This is a genomic window from Paenibacillus curdlanolyticus YK9, assembly GCF_000179615.1.
GTDB lineage: Bacteria > Bacillota > Bacilli > Paenibacillales > Paenibacillaceae > Paenibacillus_T > Paenibacillus_T curdlanolyticus.
On sequence record NZ_AEDD01000014.1, the window covers coordinates 1 to 23,137 of the forward strand.

The following is a 23,137-nucleotide window of genomic DNA, read 5'->3' on the forward strand; positions in this document are numbered from 1 at the left end:
GTAGCCAAGTGCGGACGGGATAAGCGCTGAAAGCATCTAAGCGCGAAGCCCCCCTCAAGATGAGATTTCCCAGTATGTAAGACCCCTGGAAGACGACCAGGTTGATAGGCTCGAGGTGGAAGCGCAGCAATGCGTGCAGCTGACGAGTACTAATAGGTCGAGGGCTTATCCTAAGCGTTTTGGCGAATGCCAAAATCGCAACTTCGTGAGCAAGACTAAGCTAAGGACTCATCATTCGCATCCAGTTTTGAAGGTGCAACCTTTCAATTCTCGGCCCGTTGGTCAAGGGGTTAAGACACCTCCCTTTCACGGAGGTAACAGGGGTTCGAATCCCCTACGGGTCACCATTTCTGACGCGGGGTGGAGCAGTTCGGTAGCTCGTCGGGCTCATAACCCGAAGGTCACAGGTTCAAATCCTGTCTCCGCAACCAATATCGTATATGACAAGTCGCCATTATGGCGGCTTTTTTTAATTGCCACAATCACATAAACGATAGTCATTATCTACTATTGACCGTGTGAGGGAGCAGGACTACACTTACGAGAGATCATGATATTAATGGCATGGATGTCACTTGCCCGGAGAGAGGAACCGATCATAATGGGACAACAGCAGTCGAGTCGACGTCATGACAACGTTGTTAAGTTCGGCTTGGCCATGACGACACGTGTTTGGTACAACGCTCGGATTGATTTTGGAGCATCGATGATTTTTGCGTTATTTAACGTGGTATTGAACCAATTTTTTATGCCTTTTGCGATTCGTGAAGGTGCGTCGAATCTGCAGGTAGGGTTATTGTCGGCGGCGCCAGCGATTGGGTTAATCTTTTCCCCGCTATGGGCGAGCTTGATCGAACGTACGGGCAAGCCAAGGCCATTCTTTTTTATACCGAATGCGATAGGCAGGATGCTGCTTATTTTACCTGCACTGATGCCTCATCCAGCTGTTTATGTTATGACGGCGATCACGTTTCAATTGTTAATGGGTATTCAGGCTCCAGCATATGTTACGCTCATTTCTCGCATGTATCCAGGACAGGTTAGAGGGCGTCTAATGGGTTATGTGCGGGTAGCAATGGGGGCATTAATGATTCCACTGGCATATATAGTTGGAAGCTGGTCTGACGCAGTAGGACCTAAGGGACCGTTGTTAGCAGCAGCATTGTTTGGAACGGTGTCTATCATTTTGTTTAGTACGATTCGGCTGCCGAAGCAGGCGCCTTCGCATGCTGATGCACAAGAAAGAAGCAAACCAGCGGCTACGTTTTCGATTAAAGATCAATGGAAACTGGTTAGAGAAAATCGGATATTGGCCGTATTTTTGCTGGCAACTACGTTTGCTGGATTCGGAAATATGCTAGCAAACCCGCTCTATCAGATCATACAGGTGGATGAGCTCGCCTTAACGAATGTACAGATTGCGTTTGCTAGAATCGCTTATTATATTGCGCTTTTACTGACCTATTTGATTGCTGGATGGATGATTGATCGCTTTGATATCCGCTACACGCTAATGGTCGGAATTTGTGCTTATGCGATTGTTCCAATGCTGTACGGGCTATGGGGAACGTATAGTGCTGTAATTCTCGGCAACGGGATTCAAGGGATGGGCGAAGCGATTTGGGATATTGGGATTTTGTCGTTTATTTTCAGATTAGTGCCTGGGCGTGAAGCGACTGTGTTTGGACTGCATCTGATGTTATTCGGATTTAGGGGGACGATCGGGCCTCTTCTGAGTGCTGGCTTATCGGAGTCGGTTTCGTTGACAGGACTGCTCGTAGCGGCATCGATCTGCGGTTGGATCGGTACAATGTTATTTGTACTTGGCAGCAGGGGCAATAGATTAGAGGCAAGCGGCTGACTTTCAGTTCGCACAGGATAAGCGGCTAAGCGCTTGGTGGGAAATCGCCAAACGTTTAGCCGCTTTGTTTTGTGAAGAGATGCAATTAGTTTGCGTTCACTTCCGGTTGCTCTCTGAGCAGGAGAAGGTCAATCAATTGCTGCTGCGTTACATTTCCAAAGTAGTGAGCAGTGTCGATCGATGCAAGTGCGGCTGCCAAGGAAGCTTCCTCATAACGAGTCCCTTTCAGCTGCTGCTCGACTTCTGCAACATCGCCAACGCCGAAGTAGTCACCGAATATGCGTAGGCTGGTGATGAGGCCATCCTCGACATCCAGTCGGACATCGAGTATACCGGCCGGGAACTTGTAAGCATTCTGAATGTTGCATTTGGGCGAACGCCCGTAGTTCCATTCCCAGTTGCGATAGCGGGATTCGGCCAGCTCATGGACAGCTTGCCAATCCGCTTCTGTGAGCGCATATTGAGGAACTTGGGACACTTCGGTGCCAAAAATATGCTTGAGGAGCTCAGCTCGAAATTGCTCGATTGTCATAGGCTGATGGAGAAACTCCGTGATGTTCGCGACGCGTGAACGGACGGATTTGGTCGCTTTAGAAGCGACCTTGATAGGTTTAACCTTCAGGGCTGAGGCCACATGGTCCATCTCCGATTGGAATAGCAGCGTTCCATGGCTGAACAGTCTGCCGCGCGTGGCAAACATGGCATTGCCGGACACTTTGCGTTCGCCGATCTGGATATCGTTACGCCCTGTGAGCGCTGCATTCACGCCGAAGCTTTGAAGCGCGTCGATAATAGGCTGCGTGAACTTGCGAAAATTATGAAAGGATTGTCCATCATCCTTGGTCAAGAAGCTGAAGTTGAGGTTGCCCGTATCATGATAGACGGCACCTCCTCCCGATAACCGGCGCACGACATGGATGCCGCGCTCTTCCACATAATCGGCGTTGATTTCTTCGATGGTGTTCTGGTTTTTGCCGATGATGATTGATGGCTCATTGATATAAAACAAGAGGTAGCTGTCGGTCATGGGAAGCTGCTTGAGGACAAACTCCTCCAGAGCTAAATTGATAGTTGGATCCGTAATTCCGCGATTATCGATGAATAACATGGGGCTCCTCCTTGAATGTAATCGATAAACCGATGGTAACACATGCAAGGCAGAAGACGCGAATCGAACAAGTGCCTGCACAACGAATGCGGCGTTCGATAGTTAGTCATGCGCAAGCGCAAGAACGAGATGATTAGTTCGGCGTATAGTAGGTTCGGAACACAATATCCTGATTATAGTTGCCGAAATCTTTGCCGAATAGGGTTAAGCCGCCAACGTGGGCTGCATCCTCATCGACAGCGATCCGAAATGTCCATTGATTGCGTTCCAGCACGAGCGCTTGGATGCCGTTATCCGATATTTTCAAGCCGTCTATGAAGGTTCCTTCCTCATTGATGCGAAGCACTTTAAGAAAACCGTATTGATTAATGTTATCTGGCCACCATTCCGGCGTTAAAGAGCCACGGCCGCTGCCAGAGTCTCCGGGGCTTGTCCAATAGCCTAAGCTGGTGTGATTCAATTCGAAGCGAATATCGGAAGGCCAATTGGGATTGATGCCCGGCGCTTCAGACGACAGCTCCATCGAAATTTCGATTTCGGTGAGCTGCTGAGAGGGCAGCAAGTAATTCGGAATTTTGTATTCAATGTAGCCCTTGCCGAACCATAGGATGTGTGCGTGCATGCGTTCGGGAGATAGGAAATAACGCGGGTCATCAAAATGCCCGATAAATTGCGAGGTCGTAGCGAGCCCGCATGTAGGATGAACTTCAAAGGCTGTATAGTGGCCAATCGGAACGGAGACTTCATGCATGGCCCGCATGTTTTCTTCCAGCTGTGGAAGCGCAATTTCAATTGATGTAGCTGCAAGCGAATTGAGTTTGTGAGTGCCGCTGTTTATCCGAACCATTTCGGAATGGACAAGGCCGGCTTGCTGCAGCTTACGGATATGCATCGTAACGATTGCGCCGCTTAAATGCAGCTGTTCTGCAATATCTTTGTTGTTCATCGGTTTAATGGCCAGAAGCTTGAGGATGTTTAGTCTTACCTCACTAGCCAGCGCTTCGAAAAGCGGCAAGTGCTTGGTATCAGCGCTTGCTTTGATCATGAGAATTCCTCCGTTTATTAGGCAGCTATTTATAGGTTATCAATTAACATTCGAGTTAAACTAACGATGAGGTGTATGGCTATAATTCAATATATACATAAAGCGAAGAATTGAACAGTACTTCTAAAAAAATGAGCTGCATTCGTAAAAATAATCGTTTTTAGTATTAAAAGAATTAATATTATTTAACCGTAGTTAACATATTAATTAAATCAAATAGGGAAACGCGTCCGTTTCTGTAAGGCTCTTATCGTGTAGGAGTTGTGCAGCCAAATATGATATGCTAGGCAGCGGAGGGGTCCCGATGAATCGATCTGAAAAACAAAAGCGGCATTTTTTGTTCGCGGGGGCAGAGCCGTCTCTGCCTATTGTTGTCGAGAGCATTGGCTATAATCCAACCCAAGAAACGTTCGATCGCGCCGAAGGTTATCCGTGCTTTCATTGGCTTCAAACGACAAACGGCGAAGGCGTCATAGAGGTGGCTGGCCAGAAGCTTGCGCTGCCGGTTAATACGGGCATCTTGCTCTTTCCGCATGTAAAGCATTACTATGCCCCGTCAGGTGAAGAGCAATGGTCAACCGTGTACATTACGTTCGAGGGGCCTCAGGCGGCTGCGTTTGTTACGCTGCTAGGGTTCCGCCATTCCGAATGGTTTCGGTGGGAGGAAGGCAATGAGCTAGGCGCACATCTTGAAGGGATGCTCAATGCGATGCAGCAGGCGGGCGATCGGTCGGGGCTGGATGCTTCAAGCGGGCTTTATCGGTTTCTCATTTTATTAAAAAAGCATGGTCAAATCCGAACCGGCGCATCGCTGTTCCAGCATATGGAGAAGCTCAATCCGCTGCTGCAATGGCTGGATCGCCATTACGATGATCCAGCGTTAGGGCTGCCTGAGATGGCGGAGCATCTTGGCGTTAGCGCACGTTATTTGAATGTACTGTTTCGAAGAGCTTTTGGTATGACAGCGTATACATATTTAATCAGGCTGCGGCTGACGAAGGCCAAGGAGCTGATAAGCGGGCCAGAGCGCTTGTCAATTACCCAAATCGCACAGCAAGTCGGTTACCGGGACGTTAGCCATTTTATCGCAGTATTCGGTAAAGCGGAGGGCATGACGCCCGAGCAGTTCCGCAAACTTCACTGAGCATCTTAATCCGAATTCGAATAGGCAGGTTACTCGTATGCGCATGCCTCCATTGTCTAAATGGTTGAACAATATGAAAATTCGAACCAAGCTGTTTCTATCACTAGTGCTGGTGGTTGCAGTTCCGGTTCTGATCGTTGGCCTCATTCTAACGACGCAGTTTCGCGAGAAGGCGCTGGATGATGCGGTATCGCAATCGCTGAACAATGTGGATCGGATCAAACAACGAACCTCGGATCTGCTGACCATTCCGATAGACGTCTCGAATAATTTGATGTATGATGAGCAGCTTAAGCGGGTTGTGAATACGCAGTTTACGAGCCCGGTCGACGTTTTTCGCGACTATCGGGATTTTACGGCATTCCACAGCGCGATGAGTTTGCACACGGAAATAAAGAGCATTCGGTTCTATATGGATAACCCGACGCTTCTGAACAACTGGGAGTTTATGCAGCCGAATGCGGCGGTACAGAAGCAATTTTGGTACGAGTCCGCGCTTGATAACTCGCTTGCCCAATGGTTTTATTTTGACGATGAAACGACGGGCGGCTCCAAATACTTAAGCTTGGTTCGGCGCGTCGATTTTCTAACATACCGGACCAGCGGCGTCTTGATTATTTCGCTTAATCGAACGGAACTGGCATCTATGCTTATGAATGAGCCATTCGATACGATGATTATGGACGAGAATAACTATGTGGTCGCATCGACGCGCCCATCGGAGGAAGGCTTGAAACTGGCGGACGCTAATATTTGGAAAGTGCTGGGCTCCTATAAGGATGGGACCTATGATACGGTTGTCGAAGGCAAGCGGTCGAAGGTCGTCGTAGAATCGCTGCATCCATCCTCAAGCCGCAACGGGCTAAGAATCGTATCGGTTATTCACATAGACGGCATCGTGAAGGATGCGAATCGAATCGGTATGCTTGGATTCATCATTATGTCCGTCGGTTTCTTGATTGCTGTCATTATTATTTCCTTAGTTTCAAAGCTGCTGTCCAATCGCTTGCTTGTGCTAAGCAGAGAAATGAATAAGGTGACGACCGGCAACTTGAATGTATCATTGCGTATTGACGGGAATGACGAGGTTGGCCAATTGTCGCGGCAATTCAACGGGATGATGCATAGCATCCGAGATTTAATGGAGGAGGTGCAGGAATCAAACCGCCAAAAAAACTTGCTGGAGATCAAGCAGAAGGAAATAAAGCTTCGCATGATGGCCAGCCAGATTAACCCGCATTTTTTGTTTAACGCGCTGGAGTCCATTCGGATGAAAGCTCATATAAATAAGCAGACGGAAATCGCCCAGACCGTTAAGCTGCTCGGCACGCTGATGCGCAAAAACCTCGAAATCGGCGGCTCCAGCATTTTATTGAGCGACGAAATCGAAATCGTACGATGCTATCTGGAAATTCAACGATTCCGATTCGGCGATAGGCTATCGTTCGAGCTTGATATTGACCCTTTATCGTTGTCAATGCGGGTACCGCCGTTAATTGTACAGCCATTGGTGGAGAATGCAGTAGTCCATGGCTTGGAGTGTAAAGAGGAAGGCGGCTACGTCCGTATTCGAACCTCCGTGTCGGATGATGGGGAGACTTTGCAAATCGAGATCAAGGACAATGGACAAGGGATGGACGAGCAGCGTAAGCAGCAATTGCTTGCTTCTCTAGAAGATATGGAGGACCGCGAAGGTTATCGCATCGGCATGCGAAACGTCCATCAGCGATTAGTGTTAACCTATGGAGAAGCTTATGGGATGACGCTTGAGAGCGATCCGGAGAACGGGACTTATATCGGGCTGAAGCTGCCTGCGGGGAGGGATACCTTTGTATAAAGTGTTAATCGTAGATGATGAGCCAGCGATTCGGGAAGGGATGACAACCCTAATCGAATGGGAAAGCTATGGGTTTGAGGTGTGCGGGACGGCTGCCAATGGACGTGATGCGCTTGAGAAAGCGAGCATCCTGAAGCCCGATTTGATGCTCGTTGATATACGGATGCCAGGCATGACCGGGCTAGAGCTTATTGAACGCCTTAGGGAGAAAGACGGGCAATGCCATATTCTCATACTTAGCGGTTATTCGGACTTCGACTATGCGCGGCAGGCGATTGGTTATCGCGTAGATGGATACATGCTCAAGCCGGTCGATGAAGGCGAGCTATGCGAGAATCTGGAGCGGATTCGCGACAGCCTCATTACGGAGAAGGAGCGGCAGCGCCGTCAGGAAGCGGACATGGCTTGGCGAAGCGAACAAATTATGAAGTCGGTCGTTACGGGAACGATTGGCGAGCCGTTGGATGAAGCGCTTTGGCATTCAATTGCTGAGCGGTTGAATGTGGATTGGGACGGGTTTCAAGTCGCGCTGGCGGAGCCGGACATTGATGAGGATGGCGATCCCGGGCGCATCGGGCTGTTGAAGCGCAAATGGAGCAGGGAGCTAAAGGTGAACAACGAAGGCTTCGTGTTCGGAATCGAGCCCTATGTGGGCGTACTGCTTCGTCATGAAGAAGGAACTGGCATTGATCGCAAGCTGCCGATCCAGCCGGATGACGGCGATGGTTTTACCGTATTTATTTCCGTTGGGGAAGCAGCAGCTTCCTTCCAGCAGATTCATCATTCCTATGAGACAGCGCTGGAAGGGCTGAAACGGCGGTTCGTGCTTGGTTCAGGCATCGCGTATGCAGCAGATGGCAGCCGCCAGTTTGACCTGAAGCATCAGGACAATGGCGGCCTGCAGAAACTTTCGCTAGAGGAGCATGCAGACCAGCTATTCTATGCGCTCGATATCGGGAGCAAGGATAGCGCTGAGCGTACGGTTATGGCAGTTGCCCAGTCGATGAAAGACGCCCGATTAGATGAGGAGGCCGTGAAGTCGTATTTTGCGCAAATGATGTCGGCAGCGTTCGGTAAGCTCGCGCTCGCGAATCCGAAAACTTATACGTCTGTACAAGCTTTCGCGCCTGCGATTTCGGATATTTTTCGCCAGAAAAGCTTGTCGGCGCTCGTTGCATATTTGAACCGAACGATGGAGGAGACGGTGCGTTACGCAGCAGAGCGAAGCCCCGAGACGATCGTCAAGCAGATGGAAGAGTTCATTCGCCGCAACTATAGCGAAAACCTGAAGCTGGAGACGATGGCCGAATTGTTCAATTACAACAGCGGTTACTTGGGCAAGCTGTTTAAGACGCATACGGGCGATTACTTCAATACGTACCTGGATAAGGTTCGGATAGAGAACGCGAAGGAGCTGCTGGCGCAAGGGCTTAAAGTGCATCAAGCGGCAGAAAAGGTTGGCTATGCAAGCGTCGATTATTTTCATACGAAATTCAAGAAATATGAAGGGGCATCGCCGTCGACGTTCAAGGGTCGCCCTTCTTAGGCTAACCGATGGTTGTATTGCGCAGCCGCTTCGACATTCATAATCGAATGTTGAGGCGGTTTTTTTGCATGTATGGAATCTCTAATTTGTACGGTATTTCATGCCGCATTTGTCGGGTAGGTTTAGGAGCGGACCATGGTGTACCATTAGGTTACAAGCTAATGAAATCGCTTACAGGATAGTCGGATGGGACGTATGCCATAATAATGCAGTCCATAGATTCTGTCGAAATTGTATATGATTTTTGCACGAATCTATCGGGTGGGAGCCCTCAACACAATCGAGTAACATGAGAAATATAGAGAAGGAGGGCTAGCATGGAAGCGATAACACTGAACGAGAAGAAGCCTGCAGGAGCGAAAAATAAAGGCTTCTGGTTCAGGATGGTGCAGCAAAAGTATTTGTATTTCATGACCATTCCATTCGTCATTTGGGTATTCGTATTCAGTTATTTGCCGATCTGGGGCTGGACGATGGCGTTTCAGAAGTATAGACCAGCGCGATCATTCTGGGACCAGGATTGGGTAGGCTTCAAACACTTCGTGGACTTATTCAACGATGATCGATTTTATCTGGTTATGCGCAACACGCTTGCGATGAGCTTTATGAGTTTGATTGCAGGGTTCACGATACCGATCTTATTCGCCGTATTGCTAAACGAATTGCGCAATCAAGTGTTCAAGCGATTCGTGCAGACGATATCCTATCTTCCCCACTTCGTATCATGGGTCGTCGTAGCGGGCATCGTTACAAAAATGCTATCGATCGACGGCGGCGTCATCAACGACTTGCTCGTCTGGCTTCATATCATCGATAAGCCGATCGTATTCATGGGCGAAGGCAAATACTTCTGGACGATCGTCACTTCATCCGATATTTGGAAGGAAATGGGCTGGAACACGATTATTTATCTCGCAGCGATTACGGGGATTGATCCCGAGCAGTATGAGGCTGCACGCGTAGACGGTGCAGGTCGCTGGCGTCAGATTTGGCATATCACGCTGCCAGGCATTCGGACAACCATCTCGGTACTGCTGATTATGTCGATCGGGCACTTGATCCAAATCGGGTTTGAGAAACAGTTCCTGCTCGGCAATCCGCGAGTCATCGATTACTCAGAGGTATTGGACCTCTATGCGCTGAATAACGGATTGGCGCTCAATCGATTCTCGTTCGGTACGGCGATCAGCATATTCAACTCCGTCGTAAGCGTCATCTTACTGTTCGTAGCTAACGGCATATTCAAGCGTGTGACGAAAGAAAGCATCATGTAAAGGAGGATGTCATCCATGAGCAAGTCCAAAAATAACTACTTCAACGCGACGCTCAGCGATAAGCTGTTCGATGCAGCAAACGTCCTCGTGATGTGTATCATACTCGTCGCAACGCTTTACCCGTTTCTTAACGTGCTGGCGATCTCATTCAATGATTCGAATGATACGATTCGAGGCGGACTAACGATCTTCCCGCGTGAATTCACGCTTAAGAACTATGAAACGATTTTTGCCTATCAAGGCTTGATTACGGGCTTCTGGAACTCGGTGCTTCGGACGGTTATCGGTACGCTGCTCGGCTTGCTTAGCGGCTCGATGTTAGCGTACTGCCTCGCTCGTCCCGACTTCCAGGCACGTAAGTTCGTCTCGACCTTTTTGGCCTTGACGATGTATGTATCCGGCGGCCTTATCCCGGTGTACATCCTGATGCGTGACCTGCACCTGATGAACTCGTTCGGCGTGTACGTTCTGCCAGGTCTCGTAAGCGCGTTCAACGTATTCGTCATCCGATCGTTTATTGACGGGCTGCCCTATGCGCTGCAGGAATCTGCGAAGATCGATGGCGCGTCGGACTTCAGAATTTATTGGCAGGTTATCCTGCCGCTCTGCAAGCCGGTACTGGCGACAATCGCGCTGTTCCTTGCCGTTGGTCAGTGGAATTCCTGGTTCGATACGTATCTGTACAACGGAGGTACGCCGAGCCTGACGACGCTGCAATATGAGCTGACGAAGGTGCTGCAATCGACGACCAACCAGTCGGACATCCGGGGCAAGAACATTACGGATCTCGTGACGAGCGTATCGCCGGAATCGATCAAAATGGCAATTACCATCGTCGTGTCGCTGCCGATTCTCGTCATCTATCCGTTCTTGCAGCGCTATTTTGTTAAAGGAATGACGCTCGGCGCGGTTAAATCGTAAGCCGGTTTAGCTCGACTCGCTTTCACTCACATTGGTATCAACAGGTTACCTGTTATACAATAGATGAATTACCTTAGGGAGGGTTCTTGAATGAAAGGTAAGGTCTTGAAGGGAACAAGCTTGTTGCTTGCAAGCGTTATGCTCGTCGGATCACTCGCGGCTTGCTCGTCCAAAGAGGAAGAGAAAAAACCAGCGGACGAAACGGGCAAGACGAATACGGCAGAAAATACGACCGAAACGCCAACAACGGACAAATCGCCAATCACTTATACGATGCTAGCTGCTGACCCGAGCCCGGATTGGAACCAGATGCAGGATGAGGTCGGCAAAAAGATTACGGAGAAAACAGGCGTTACGCTCAAAATGGACTTCGCAACCGATGCGAATAAAGTCGCTCTCGTTGCAGCGAGCGGCGAATATCCGGACATTATTTCAGCTAAAGGCAGCTCGAACTTATTCGTAGATGCCGGCGCAGTGCTTGATCTGACCGATCTTATCGATCAATACGGCCCTAACCTGAAGAAAGTATACGGCGACTATTGGAACCGTCTAAAATGGAGCAACGATGATCAAGGGGTCTACGTTGTTCCAACCTATGACGGTGTAGGCAACACGTACTTTGATGCTGGCGGCGCATTCAGCTTGCAGCACCAGGCAGTAGAAGAAGCGGGTTACCCGCAAATCAAAACGGTAAAAGACTACGAGAAAGTAATCGCTGATTATGTAGCGAAGCACCCGACTACGGCAGACGGCAAGAAGACGCTCGGCTTGTCGCTACTTGCAGACGACTGGCGCATCATGATCTCCGTTACGAACCCGGCTTTCCAAGCTACAGGCGCATCGGATGACGGCGAAATCTATATCGATCCCAAAACGTACCAAGCAACGTTCCACTATCGCCGTCCGGAAGAGAAAGAATATTTCCGCTGGCTGAACCATATGAACGACATCGGTCTCATTGACCCGGAATCGTTCGTGCAAAAAGAAGACCAATACAAAGCAAAAATCGCACAAGGCCGCGTTGTCGGCGTAATCGACCAGAAGTGGGGCTTCCAATCTTCGATCGATTCGCTGAAGAAAGAAGGCAAAAACGCAGCAACATACGGCTTCTACTCCGTTCAAATGGACGACAAAACGGTTGACCATACGTTCGAACCTACGGGCTTCATGGGCGGATATGGACTGATGATCTCCAAGGACGCGAAAAACCCTGAGCGTATTATCCAGATGCTCGATTACCTTGCTTCCGAGGAAGGCCAAGTGCTCATTAACTGGGGGATCGAAGGCAAACATTACAACGTAGAAAACGGCAAACGTGTCATTCCGCAAGCTGTGCAAGACCAAAAAACGAATGATGCATCGAACTTCAAAAAAACGACGGGTATCGGTCTGTACAACAACTACGGTCCGCACTACGGCGATGGCGTTCAAGACTCGACGGGTAACTACTTCACGACGAACTTCCCTGAGCAAATTCAGAAAACGTATTCGGAAGAAGACAAGAAAGTGCTGGCTGCTTATGGAAAAACGACGTGGAAAGACTTCTATCCGTCGGAGAAGGAATTCGCAGCGAAGCCTTGGGGCGCTGCATGGAACTTGCCGGTTCCGAGCGATTCCGATGCAAACATCATTTACAACAAGCTGACGCCTATTGTTCGCAAGCGCATTCCAGAAATCATCCTGTCCAAGCCGTCTGAGTTTGATGCAAAATGGGATGCATTCCTGGCGGAGCTCGACAAAAACGGCGTGAAAAAGTACGAGGAAGAGTACACCAAATACATCCAAGAGCGCGTTAACCTGTGGAGCGGTAGGTAAGGTTTCTAGGGCGAGCGTGGTGCATAACGCGAAAAAAGGGTTATCCCAAAAGCCAGTAGGCTTAGGGATAACCCCTTTTTTGATTTGTATGCTCCGACTCCGTACCGGACTCTAGCGCCCAACCCCGTCTCCGTGATCAGGCTTGCTGCACAATGGTGGACTGATTGTATTTTATACAATGAAAGCAGTTGAAATACTGGGCAGTGGGAGCTGCGGTTGCATTTTCTGCAGGGCTGTTGATTAGCCAATTATTGGTCAGAGCAATGTACGAATGTTTTCCAAAAAGGCCCTCCATTCTGGTGGTAAGGCCTGGAGGGTAAATAAACGGTCGAAGTCGGCAAATGTCATGCGTGCATACCAGTGAACCACCGCATTTCCTTGGTCGAACAAAAACTTCAGGAGCACATAAACAAGCAACGCTGTGTACAACTGTCCATACACGGCATTAGGCGTCGTACCGAACAGAGTGGGAATATTCAGATGTTGCTTGATCCATCGAAAGAACACTTCAATCTGCCATCGTTTTTTGTAAATGTCTGCGATCCGTTCTGCCGAATGCCAATGCAGATTGGTAGCCAGAATTACTGGCCTGCCCTTCGGGTCCTTCAGTATGACCACGCGAAATCGATGCTTGGAAAGACGGTGCCCTTGACCTAACTGGCAGGTGAAATCTTGTTCTAGCGGCTCCACAAATGGCTGTTTTCGTTCTCTCGATTGTTTTGCTTGAAAGCGCGTATTGTCACGGAGCCTGATGACAAAATACTGCTGCTGCTCAAGGTATTCATCGAATCGCCGATGTTTGCCATACGCTCGATCAGCCACCACGATAAAACGATTGTCGATCACCTCAGCACTGCTTTTAAAATCATGGGAATTTCCCGTGGTTTCGGTTACTTTGTGAAGGTGGTTTTCGTCAGCAATAAGAGACACATGCAGCTTGATGCCTGCACGTTCACCCTTGAGCGGCGCCCAAGGTAACCTGCCATGGCCAACCGTTATTTTTGTAGAATCTACAAGCAGTAGCTCTCGCGGTATACCTAACTTACGTCGAGTCGAACGATTGCAACGTTCAATCATAAGTTCCAACAAACGTTTAAAAAGAGAAAATGGGACGTCTTTTGCCTTTTTGGATAGGGTAGAATGATCGACGGGTCGCAGTCCGCTGAAACGCATGCGCTGTTCGCCGTCGCGATATCCGCTCCACTGTTGAAAGGCGGCTTCCGCTAAAAACAAAAAGAGGTCATAGACCGTAAACTTACGCGCAACATCCACATAGCCCAGCTCCTGCAGGAGAGGGAGCAGGGATTCATTGGGTATCATCAATTGCAGAATCGTTGATAATGAAGTAGAATTTTTCATGAGACCGCCTCGTTTCGGATGTTTGTAGGGGTACAAACACATTACCGAATGAGCGGTCTTTTTGCTACCTTTTTTTGGCTAATCAACAGCCCTGCATTTTCTGCAATGGCGCAGCGGCTTCAAGCTTGTTTAGGCTGGATCTATGCAACTCGGCTTTTTCTCATTGTACAAAATGCAATCGCCTCCCTCATCCCAGATGGAGGAGGCGGTTGCCATTGTATAAATTGCAACGGCACGAACGGAGCAAAGTGATCCGATCGACGATCTTCTCGCTTGTGATGCACGATAGGAAACGAGAAGCGCTACGGGAATCGGACCGCGCTACGCTTCAGGCGTTGTTTTCTGCAGCTTCGACGGATTGTTGATTTTGTACGGAACAGGGTGCTTCGTCAGCTTTTTCGCAGCGATCTTGGCTTCGAACGTCAGCACATCGCCGACTTCGAGCTCCAGCTTCTTGAGCGTCGCGCTATGGCTGGACCATGCATCGCCGATTTCAAGCGGGGGCTCTAGAATGGCTGCCGCTTCATAGATGATGACTTCGTCATCCTCATCTGCAAAATGGTTCGGCACGGTCGTAAATTCCTTGACGATCGCCGTCATTTTGACCTTCACCTCAGGCAGCTGAAGCTTCGGCGCTCTGCCCTTCTTTTCCTTCGTTTTGGGAAGCGGGGCAGGCTCGCCATCGGTGGACGATGTAGTCTCAGGCTCAGCCGACACTGGCTGAGGAGCGCTCTCCGCTGCTGGCACAGCCGCAGCCGCTTCAATGGAATCATTTGCGGCAGCAGCAGCTTGCTCTGGTTCCGTTGCTGCGACTCCCGCTGTGTTCTCCGCTTCTGCCGCCGTTTCGCCAGCGTCCTCAACCGAGGCTGTCGTATTGCGCTGCCCGAACTGGGCAGCCTGCATTTCTTTCAAATAAGAAGGGTGAATGCAATGGCGCTGCTGGTTGTCCAATTCGATAACGGCAGTCATCGCGTCTACGTAGCCGACAATCGAGCAAGGCAGATGCTTGCCGTTTTTTTTGTATACATAGGTTTTCGGCTTGGCAGCCTTCTCCGACAGGAGTCCCCATTGTTTGCACATATCCATCTGGTCCGCTTCGCTGTCGAAGGCGGTATAGGTACCGGGAGCAATGACAAAAGCATAGTCCATTCGTTGTGTCGCCGCCTCTCTAATTTCTATAGCTGTATTTTACCACAATCTTGGAGCAGTTTCTTATGAAGCGGACGAGTAGGCGCTTACGGGGAATAATCTAGTACTATCATCCTAATTAATGGGTTGAAAGAGTATATATCCCTCACTATAATAGGCTAGTAGACTCATAGAGAGGTGATGAAATGAAAAGAATCATTATGCTTATGCTTGCCGTCACGTTGGTGACGGGAGTATCGGCTTTTCCAATGAAAGGGGCATCGGCTTATGCGGCGTCGACCTCGTCCGCTTCAGAGCTGAAGGATATTAGCAAGCACTGGGCTAAAGTCAGCATTGAGAAGCTGGTCGCACAAGGGATCGTGTCGGGCTATGAGGATGGCACGTACAAGCCGGATAAGGTTGTAAGCCGAGAGGAGTTTCTATCGCTTGTCATTCGAGCGAAAAAATATGCGCTGGCGGACGTAACGAATCAGCCGTTCGCTGACGTTGCGACAGGGCGCTGGTCAGCGCCGTTCATCCAGTCAGCTTTGCAAGCCAATGTGATCGCACAAAAGGATTACGGCGCCAAGTTCCAGCCAGCGGGCATCATTAATCGTGTCGAGATGGCTGGGATGCTCGCGCATGCGCTTCAGCTTGATGATGCGAGCAACGCTTCCTTCAAGGATGCCGCATCATTCGCGAGCAAGAAAGGGATGGTAGCGGCTGTCGCCAATGCAGGCCTCATCACGGGGTATCCGGATGGCACATTCAAGCCTAGCGGCCAGCTGACGCGAGCGGAAGCAGCGGCTGTCATCGTTCGGCTGATGGATTTTAAGCGGGATGATAAGGATTATGTGACTTACTCGGATAAGGTGAATGAGCAGACGGAATCGTCCCCTATTACGGGCTATTTAGCAAGCGATAACAAGGTGACGATCGGCAATGCGCAAGCGGAATCGATCAAGGCGGGACAGATCATCCTGTTGGCGCCTTCCAAGACCTACCCTTTCGGCGCAGCGAAACGAGTGGAAAGCGTAAGCGTGAACGGCAATCAGACCGTGCTCGCGACGACAGAGCCGGAATTGGAGGACGTGCTGCGTGAGCTTGACGTGACGAAGGACGTGCCGATGACGGCGAGCCAGTTTGAGATTAATCCGCAATATGTGGGCCAAGGAATCTCCTACTCGCTTCCGTCCCCGAAAGCTGAGGCGGGCCAGCCGTTCGGACTGTCAGACCGCGTGAAGGTGAATGTGAGCACGGACAACGGACTTAAAATTTCATTCGAGGACATGGAAATCGACTTGGACGATCAGCCCATTAAGCTGGAAGGGTCCATGACGATGCGCGACCCGGTATTCCACTCTGATGTCAAATGGGGCTTGTTCGGCTTAAAGCGGTTTAACAGCTCGATGTCCTATACGTTGGAAAATGAACTGACGATCTCCGTCCCAGTAGACGGGGGCGAAGGAAGCATTAAGGGAGGAGCGGCTATCGTCGAATCGAACGGCGCTGCGGGGGGAGCAGGCGTCGTTGCAAAAGCGAAACGAATCGGCACGCATGATCAACCTCATAAGCTTACGCTTGGCAAATTGACAGTGCCCGTATACGGCCCGTTGGGCGTCGTGGTGGAGGTTCATTTGGTCATCGAAGGCGATATGACGGTCGGCTTGACGTTCAAAGTGGAAGCAGAGGCAGTCAGGACGATCGGCTTAGAATATACGAAGCCTGGATTTATGCTGAAGGATGAGGTAACTAACGCTGACGTCGATTCTGAGCTGACTGCCGATGCGGAGATTGGCCTCCATGCAGGGGCAGGCGTAGGGATTTTGCTGGGATTGTTTAACTATGGGTTAGGCGGCGTAGAGGGAGAAGCTGGACTGGCAGGAGAAGCAGGGGCTCATCTGAATGTAACAGACCCGACCCAAAGCTGCTATGACTTCAAGCTGGAAACGTATGCGAAGGCGAATGCCGTATTAGATTTTCCGAAGTTTTTCTTTATCGATGATATTACGTATACGCTGGCTGAGAAGCGCTGGCCGATCTGGGAAAAGTCGAACTGCAAGCCAGTCGAAAACGCGGGTACGCAGGATAAGCCATCGCAGGAAGAGGACCCGTCCAAGACTGATAGTGGTGCAGCAAAGCCGGACGACGGCTCGTCCAAAACGTCGCCTGCAGGCGAATCGAAGACCGTATTCGTCCCGGCAGCGGGCAATCCGCTCAAAGGCAATTGGACGGCCACGGGCATAACGGCCAAGCAGGGCGGCACGCTCCAGATCGAAGCAGTGGGCACAGGCGATTACAACGCCCACAATTATTATTTGACGGATCCGGACGGCAGGCAGCTCGACATTAATACGCTTGAGGATATTGGCGTCAAAATGGATGGAAACGCCGTGTTCAGCAGCTATCCGATCGGTGCGCTCGTGGGCGTCATTCGCAAGGCGGACGGAACGCTGAGCGAGCCATTCATGCTCGGCAAGCATGTTACCGCGCAAGCGCCGGCAACAGGCGAGCTGCTGCTGGCTTATAATGATGCGGCTACTGTGGGCGATGATGGCTTCCTGAACAACTCGGGCGGCTATACCGTGCAGGTGACCATCAAATAATTAAAGTCCTCCGGTCGGAATTTATGGAATAAATGGAACTTCACCCTGCACGGAGGCATAGAATAGCTCTAAAGCAGGGGGAAACGCCATCGGCGAGGGCTTGACAGATCGAATGCTTATGCAGGAGAATATTGGTAGGTATTTTCGCGGAAGCTCCGCGCAAGCCGTATAATCCGTTTACCGGTCGAACTGGAAACGAAATCGATGATAGCCTATTGGGGTTTGAACCGGTTTCGTTTTTTATTTTGCGGATGAGCAGGCGGCTGGTTTTAAAAAAAAATCAGGAGGTTTTCACCATGTCGAACGAGCAAAAACAGTGGCGTCCCGAGACGCAAGCGGTACACGCAGGCCAAGAGATCGATCCAACCACATTCTCACGGGCGGTGCCGATCTATCAGACGACCTCCTATGGGTTCCGTGACACCGAGCATGCGGCAAACCTGTTCGGGCTAAAAGAATTCGGCAACATCTATACGCGCATTATGAATCCGACTAGCGATGTGTTCGAGAAGCGGATCGCGGCGCTTGAGGGCGGCGCTGCTGCGCTTGCTGTCGCGTCCGGTCAAGCGGCGATCAGCTATTCGATTTTTAATATTGCAGGGGCGGGCGATGAGATCGTGTCGGCAGCAAGCCTTTACGGCGGCACGTACAATCTGTTCTCGACGACGCTTCCGAAGCTGGGCATTCACGTGAATTTCGTCGATCCTTCCGATCCGGAAAACTTCCGTGCGGCGATCACGCCGAAAACGAAAGCCATCTTCGCCGAATCCATCGGCAACCCGAAGGGCGACGTGCTGGATATCGAAGCGGTAGCGGCGATCGCGCATGAGAACGGCATTCCGCTCATCGTCGACAATACGTTCCCTAGCCCTTATTTGCTCCGTCCGATCGAGTTCGGCGCAGACATCGTCATTCATTCGGCGACCAAATTCATCGGCGGCCATGGCACGTCCATCGGCGGCATCATCGTCGACAGCGGCAAGTTCGATTGGGCAGCCAGCGATAAATTCCCTGGACTGACGGAGCCGGACCCGAGCTACCATGGCGTCGTCTACACGGAAGCCGTAGGGCCGATTGCGTATATTATTAAAGCGCGCGTGCAGCTGCTCCGCGACCTGGGCGCTGCGATTGCGCCATTCAACTCCTTCTTGCTGCTGCAAGGGCTTGAAACGCTCCATCTTCGTATGGAACGCCATAGCTCCAATGCGCTGGCGGTTGCCAAGTACCTCGAAGCGCATGAATCGGTTGAATGGGTCAGCTATGCGGGCTTGGAGAGCCATCCTTCTTATGAGCTCGGCCAAAAATATTTATCCCGCGGCCAAGGCGCGATCCTGACATTCGGCATTCGCGGCGGACTGGAAGCGGGACGCAAGCTGATCGATTCGGTGCAGTTGTTCTCGCATTTGGCGAACGTAGGCGATTCCAAGTCGTTGATCATTCACCCGGCCAGCACAACGCATCAACAGCTGTCCGAAGCGGAGCAGGTAGCGGCAGGCGTTTCGCCGGGCTTGATTCGCCTGTCGATCGGTACCGAAGCGATCGATGATATTCTTGAGGATCTCGGCCAAGCGATTAGCGCGGCAGTGAAGGCGTAGGACATACCGCTCGCCGTCAAGGATCGGATCTCGGATCGGATGAATCGCGTTCCACAGGTGGGAATTACACTTGTCGAATCTCTAAACATTCCTGTAGAGTCTAAGATTTGAGCTTGGACAAAACAAAGGAGCGCCTCGTATGATGGGGGTGTTACGGGGTCGGATACCCAAAAACCCATCAGGAGGCGCTTAACATGAAGTTTACTCGAAACGATGCTGCAAATCAACGCATTGAACGAATTACCAATCACCATGCCATTGTAGGAATCGACATCGCCAAAGATATACATGCCGCACAAATCACAGATTTCCGTGGGCGGACGCTCACACCACGTCACGTCTCCTTTACCAATACAAAGACAGGATTTGAAAAGCTACTCACTTGGATCCAGGCGGTTGGTGACAAACACGGCAAAACCTCTTTCCTTGTTGGCATGGAACCCACGGGTCACTACTGGCACAATCTCGCCGACTGGCTGCTGGAGCAGGGTCTAGAAGTCGTACTCGTCAATCCCGTTACGACCCATCGTAATAAGGAAAACCGCGACAACAGCCCCTCCAAAAACGATCCCAAGGATGCACTTGTTATCGCCGATGTGGTCAGCCGAGGGTACTACACCGATTATTCACCCCAAGAGCCTGTGTTTGACCAAATCAAAGCCGTGATGAGCGCACGCGAATATTGGTCGGGACAATCTACTAGTCTGGGCAATCGTATCGTACGCTGGATCGACTTGTACTTTCCCGAGTTCCGGCATGTGTTCCCGGAATGGGATGGTGTCCGCGCATTAGCTACGCTGAAGGCTTTTGCCTTGCCTGCCGAACTGCGAAAGTTGAATGCGGAGGAAGTAGTGGAAGGATGGCGCAGCCAAGGAATGCGACGCGTAGCCGGAGCCAGCGGCAAGGCAAAGGCTGTCGAGCTGCTAAGCGCTGCCGCACGCAGTATTGGAAAATCCAATACAAACGATGCAGCACGACAAGATATCTTGCGTCTTCTGCACGTTTATGAAGAAACGCAGCTTATACTCACGAAGATGAAGCAAGAACTTGAAACGCTTTTGGAACAGGTTCCTTTTGTTCAGCAACTTTATAGTTTGCGTGGTTTGGGTACCATCACGATTGCCTCTTTGCTCGGCTGCGCAGGCGATCTGCGCCACTACGCCCATGGCAGGCAGCTGCTGCGACGAGCCGGTCTGAATTTGGCGGAACGAACATCGGGGAAACACAAGGGGCAGATTAAACTCTCTAAGCGAGGGAGCAGTATGCTACGCAAGTATTTATATTTGGGGGTGCTGGGCCTCGTGCGACAGCATCCGGATTTCAAGTATTGGCATACGAGAAACCAAGCGAAGGGGATGTCGAGGATGTACTCCATCTTCAAGCTTATGGGGAAGTTAGCACGCATCATAATTGGCATGATTCAGCGAGGAGAAACGTACCAGGGCCAAATGCCTCAGGCCGTAGCAGCTTAGTAACGAACAGCATCTGACACATCGAATATCTTTACGAATGCTGTCCCGTTCACGGGACTCAATGACAAAGAACGCGCAGAGAAACCGAGTATGGTGGTCCGTTAGGGCATATGACCCGTCATCTAAACGCGATCGGCCTCCACGCCTTGGCCAGGTACAACGAAGGAATGTAAGGGCAATGACCCGTCGAGACATGGGAGGGTGAACCTCCAAGGGACTAGTGGAGTTGTGCAGCAGAACGTCAATGGAAAGTGCGTAAACGCGTAACTTCTGTTCCCGCATACCCGAAAGTGCCATCGACTAGTCTCGCCCCTACAACTCTGCACTGTATCTGCCATCTAAGTTGTTGAAATCCTGTGAATGGCAGAGCATTCGTGAGATAAACCCTTAAATACGAGGGACGGACCGCAGAGCCGTTATTGCGCTGCAAATGCGCCAGTTGCAAATGTAACGGACCTCATCGCCTTTATTTCGCCATTTTAGTGCCACGTGGGGACGATTTCGGTCAAATAAGAGCCGCTGAGTCCGTTAGGGCGCAAATGCGGCTGATTTTGAGCAAATAAGGGCCGCTGGGTCCGTTAAAGCACTTTTAGTTATTAAAATAGGGTGTCCCCAAGTTCACGCTTAGGGGACACCCTCATTTTATTTACAGCTGCTAACGTTCTTTCATTAAAGCACGAGGTCGCAGGCCTCGATCGGCATCCAATGCTCATCTTGTCCGTCCCACTTGATGTTGCAGCCGATCGGATTCGTTAGCGGTACGGTGATCGGTCGCCCGCTCAGGTGCTCGTGAAGCGCGTCCTCGAGGTTATTTACCGTTATTAAGGTTGTGTCGCGCGGATAATCGACCCCGCGTCCGGTGTAGATCAGCTTGCGATCGCGATCGAGTACGTAAAAATGCGGCGTGCGCAGCGCGCCGTACGCTTTGGCAACCGCTTGCGAATCGTCGCGGACATACACCCATGGGAACTTATTCGTCCGCATGCGCGTCTCCATATGCTCGAACGCATCGAGCGGCTTCGTCGCTACGCTGTTGCTGTTGCTGTTGATGCCGACGAAGCGGACGCCGCGGGAAGCGAACCGTTCTGCTGTTGCGCGCGTTACTTCATCGGAGCCGACGACATAGGGACAGTGATTGCAGGTGAAGAAGACGACGAGCGTATCGCTATCGGCAAAATCCGCAAGCGAGTACGTTAGACCGTCCGTAGCAGGCAGCGAGAAGTCCGGTGCCTGCTGCCCGAGCTGAAGCGTGAATGACATGGGGAAATCCCTCCTTTTACCATGAGTATAAGGGGAGGATGAGGGGTGATTCAACATAGAGACAATGGTTTTCTAAACATCTTGATAAAAGAGGAGGCCGACCCTAATATAAGATGTAGTAAAAATATTTATGAAATAATTTCCCAAATTCCAGGTACAAGTACTTATTAATAAACTTCGCGTACAAAGCAGGACGACATGGAGGAAGATATGAAAATTTGGGAAATGAATTCACATGAGAAAAGTAGAGAATTGACTTATGGTGCTGATTATAGTGGTAACCATCCTTTCTATCAATTAGCAAATGGGTTATCTGTAAGTTCCATTTGGGAACCAATGAAAGTTAAAACATATAAAAAGGGTAAATATTTAGACTTTACAAGTTTTGGTAGCGGAGTGATGGTGTTCTCTAACAAATCATTTGAATGCCTTTCGCATTTAATGATGAATGATGTTGAGTTTTTACCGGTGGAGTACGATGAATATGAAATCCAATTTGGCAATGTAACGAAAGTGCTTGATTGTGTTGATAAACAAAAATCGGTGCCAATCTCAGAAGAGTTATTCTTAGGATATAAGAAAATAGTATTTCATGAGACTTTAATCCCATCAGATACGAATGTCTTTATTGTTCCTGAACTGACGGCAACAAAAATATTTGTAACCGAAAGAATTGTCCAAGCCGTTCAGAAAGCAAAGCTTAAAGGTTTTGTATTTACCGAGATCTGGGACTCTGAATATACGGAAGAGATGGAGCAAGAACGTAAACAACGTTATGAAAATATCCTCTCTGAGGTTGAACGCAACAAGGGACCGGAGTTTACTTATGATGAAGCAATAGAGAAGCTAGAGAACAGTGCTGTGGCTAGCGGCAGATGGCGGATGCAGCGCGATGAACGAGGAAGGCTTTGGCTTGGTCAACTTGGAGATGATTGCGAATTTCACTGGTTAATGCCTACATATATGCCGCCTATTTTACTAGCACAACAGTGGCATGTGATTGAGCGAACAGTACGATAACCGAAATATTTATCCATCGTTAAAAAGAACCAAGTCTTACAGCATGGTTCTTTTTCTGTTGATAGAGTAACCGATTTGAACAAATCAAATGGAAATAATACGTTTCTCCTTGCTTTACGGGGAACATTCCCAGCGCTTCCTTGCGA

The 23,137-nt window shown here is 50.1% G+C and carries 16 protein-coding genes, 2 tRNA genes and 1 rRNA gene; 14 read left to right on the forward strand and 5 right to left on the reverse strand.

Features of this window, described 5'->3' with window-relative positions:
• From PAECUDRAFT_RS22275 to PAECUDRAFT_RS22290, 4 genes are all read left to right on the forward strand, one after another.
• A 23S ribosomal RNA gene (locus tag PAECUDRAFT_RS22275) occupies nt 1-173 on the forward strand; the annotation flags it as partial.
• A 99-nt stretch (nt 174-272) separates the two neighbouring features.
• Nucleotides 273-347 (forward strand) — tRNA-Glu (locus PAECUDRAFT_RS22280).
• Nucleotides 348-354: 7 nt separating this feature from the next.
• Nucleotides 355-431: transfer RNA gene (locus PAECUDRAFT_RS22285), tRNA-Met, on the forward strand.
• A 170-nt stretch (nt 432-601) separates the two neighbouring features.
• Nucleotides 602-1,861 carry an MFS transporter gene (locus tag PAECUDRAFT_RS22290; protein WP_006040424.1) on the forward strand — a complete coding sequence of 420 codons (1,260 nt, stop codon included), beginning with the start codon at nt 602-604 and terminating at the stop codon, nt 1,859-1,861.
• Between the two features lie 85 nt (nt 1,862-1,946).
• Here PAECUDRAFT_RS22290 and PAECUDRAFT_RS22295 read toward each other — a convergent pair whose 3' ends face one another.
• Together PAECUDRAFT_RS22295 and PAECUDRAFT_RS22300 are read right to left on the reverse strand one after the other, a co-directional pair.
• Complete coding sequence (locus PAECUDRAFT_RS22295) at nt 1,947-2,969, reverse strand: lipoate--protein ligase (RefSeq protein WP_006040425.1); 1,023 nt, start codon at nt 2,967-2,969, stop codon at nt 1,947-1,949.
• Between the two features lie 133 nt (nt 2,970-3,102).
• The gene (locus PAECUDRAFT_RS22300; RefSeq protein WP_006040426.1) at nt 3,103-4,014 is read right to left on the reverse strand and encodes an ArsR/SmtB family transcription factor; all 912 of its coding nucleotides are present in this window, start codon (nt 4,012-4,014) and stop codon (nt 3,103-3,105) included.
• Nucleotides 4,015-4,318: 304 nt separating this feature from the next.
• On the opposite strand from PAECUDRAFT_RS22300, the gene PAECUDRAFT_RS22305 reads away from it, so the two are divergent.
• The 6 genes from PAECUDRAFT_RS22305 to PAECUDRAFT_RS22330 all read left to right on the forward strand — a co-directional run bounded on the left by PAECUDRAFT_RS22305 (nt 4,319) and on the right by PAECUDRAFT_RS22330 (nt 12,551).
• Nucleotides 4,319-5,158 carry a helix-turn-helix transcriptional regulator gene (locus PAECUDRAFT_RS22305; RefSeq protein ID WP_006040427.1) on the forward strand — a complete coding sequence of 280 codons (840 nt, stop codon included), beginning with the start codon at nt 4,319-4,321 and terminating at the stop codon, nt 5,156-5,158.
• A 73-nt stretch (nt 5,159-5,231) separates the two neighbouring features.
• Nucleotides 5,232-6,995 (forward strand): sensor histidine kinase, encoded by a 1,764-nt coding sequence (locus PAECUDRAFT_RS22310; RefSeq protein ID WP_233516806.1) that lies wholly within the window; start codon nt 5,232-5,234, stop codon nt 6,993-6,995.
• 1 nt (nt 6,996) lies between these two features.
• Nucleotides 6,997-8,541 (forward strand): response regulator transcription factor, encoded by a 1,545-nt coding sequence (locus PAECUDRAFT_RS26000; RefSeq protein WP_233516807.1) that lies wholly within the window; start codon nt 6,997-6,999, stop codon nt 8,539-8,541.
• Between the two features lie 317 nt (nt 8,542-8,858).
• A complete protein-coding gene (locus tag PAECUDRAFT_RS22320; RefSeq protein ID WP_006040430.1) occupies nt 8,859-9,815 on the forward strand; it encodes an ABC transporter permease in 957 nt (318 codons plus the stop codon).
• Nucleotides 9,816-9,830: 15 nt separating this feature from the next.
• Nucleotides 9,831-10,736 (forward strand): carbohydrate ABC transporter permease, encoded by a 906-nt coding sequence (locus PAECUDRAFT_RS22325; RefSeq protein ID WP_006040431.1) that lies wholly within the window; start codon nt 9,831-9,833, stop codon nt 10,734-10,736.
• A 90-nt stretch (nt 10,737-10,826) separates the two neighbouring features.
• A complete protein-coding gene (locus PAECUDRAFT_RS22330; protein ID WP_006040432.1) occupies nt 10,827-12,551 on the forward strand; it encodes an ABC transporter substrate-binding protein in 1,725 nt (574 codons plus the stop codon).
• Nucleotides 12,552-12,806: 255 nt separating this feature from the next.
• Here PAECUDRAFT_RS22330 and PAECUDRAFT_RS22335 read toward each other — a convergent pair whose 3' ends face one another.
• Together PAECUDRAFT_RS22335 and PAECUDRAFT_RS22340 are read right to left on the reverse strand one after the other, a co-directional pair.
• On the reverse strand, nt 12,807-13,910 hold the full coding sequence (locus PAECUDRAFT_RS22335; protein WP_006040433.1) for an IS4 family transposase: 1,104 nt from the start codon (nt 13,908-13,910) through the stop codon (nt 12,807-12,809).
• A gap of 321 nt (nt 13,911-14,231) precedes the next feature.
• Nucleotides 14,232-15,059 carry a hypothetical protein gene (locus PAECUDRAFT_RS22340; protein WP_006040434.1) on the reverse strand — a complete coding sequence of 276 codons (828 nt, stop codon included), beginning with the start codon at nt 15,057-15,059 and terminating at the stop codon, nt 14,232-14,234.
• Between the two features lie 185 nt (nt 15,060-15,244).
• Here PAECUDRAFT_RS22340 and PAECUDRAFT_RS22345 point away from each other — a divergent pair, with 185 nt between their 5' ends.
• The 3 genes from PAECUDRAFT_RS22345 to PAECUDRAFT_RS22355 all read left to right on the forward strand — a co-directional run bounded on the left by PAECUDRAFT_RS22345 (nt 15,245) and on the right by PAECUDRAFT_RS22355 (nt 20,711).
• Nucleotides 15,245-17,644: an S-layer homology domain-containing protein gene (locus PAECUDRAFT_RS22345; RefSeq protein WP_006040435.1), complete on the forward strand. Its 2,400-nt coding sequence runs from the start codon at nt 15,245-15,247 to the stop codon at nt 17,642-17,644.
• Nucleotides 17,645-17,940: 296 nt separating this feature from the next.
• A complete protein-coding gene (locus tag PAECUDRAFT_RS22350) occupies nt 17,941-19,239 on the forward strand; it encodes a homocysteine synthase (RefSeq protein WP_006040436.1) in 1,299 nt (432 codons plus the stop codon).
• Between the two features lie 194 nt (nt 19,240-19,433).
• The gene (locus PAECUDRAFT_RS22355) at nt 19,434-20,711 is read left to right on the forward strand and encodes an IS110 family RNA-guided transposase (protein WP_006040437.1); all 1,278 of its coding nucleotides are present in this window, start codon (nt 19,434-19,436) and stop codon (nt 20,709-20,711) included.
• Between the two features lie 669 nt (nt 20,712-21,380).
• Here PAECUDRAFT_RS22355 and PAECUDRAFT_RS22360 read toward each other — a convergent pair.
• A complete protein-coding gene (locus tag PAECUDRAFT_RS22360) occupies nt 21,381-21,971 on the reverse strand; it encodes a thioredoxin family protein (RefSeq protein WP_006040438.1) in 591 nt (196 codons plus the stop codon).
• 210 nt (nt 21,972-22,181) lie between these two features.
• Between PAECUDRAFT_RS22360 and PAECUDRAFT_RS22365 the strand changes: the two genes are divergently transcribed.
• On the forward strand, nt 22,182-22,991 hold the full coding sequence (locus tag PAECUDRAFT_RS22365) for an imm11 family protein (protein WP_006040439.1): 810 nt from the start codon (nt 22,182-22,184) through the stop codon (nt 22,989-22,991).
• Nucleotides 22,992-23,137 lie beyond the last annotated feature (146 nt).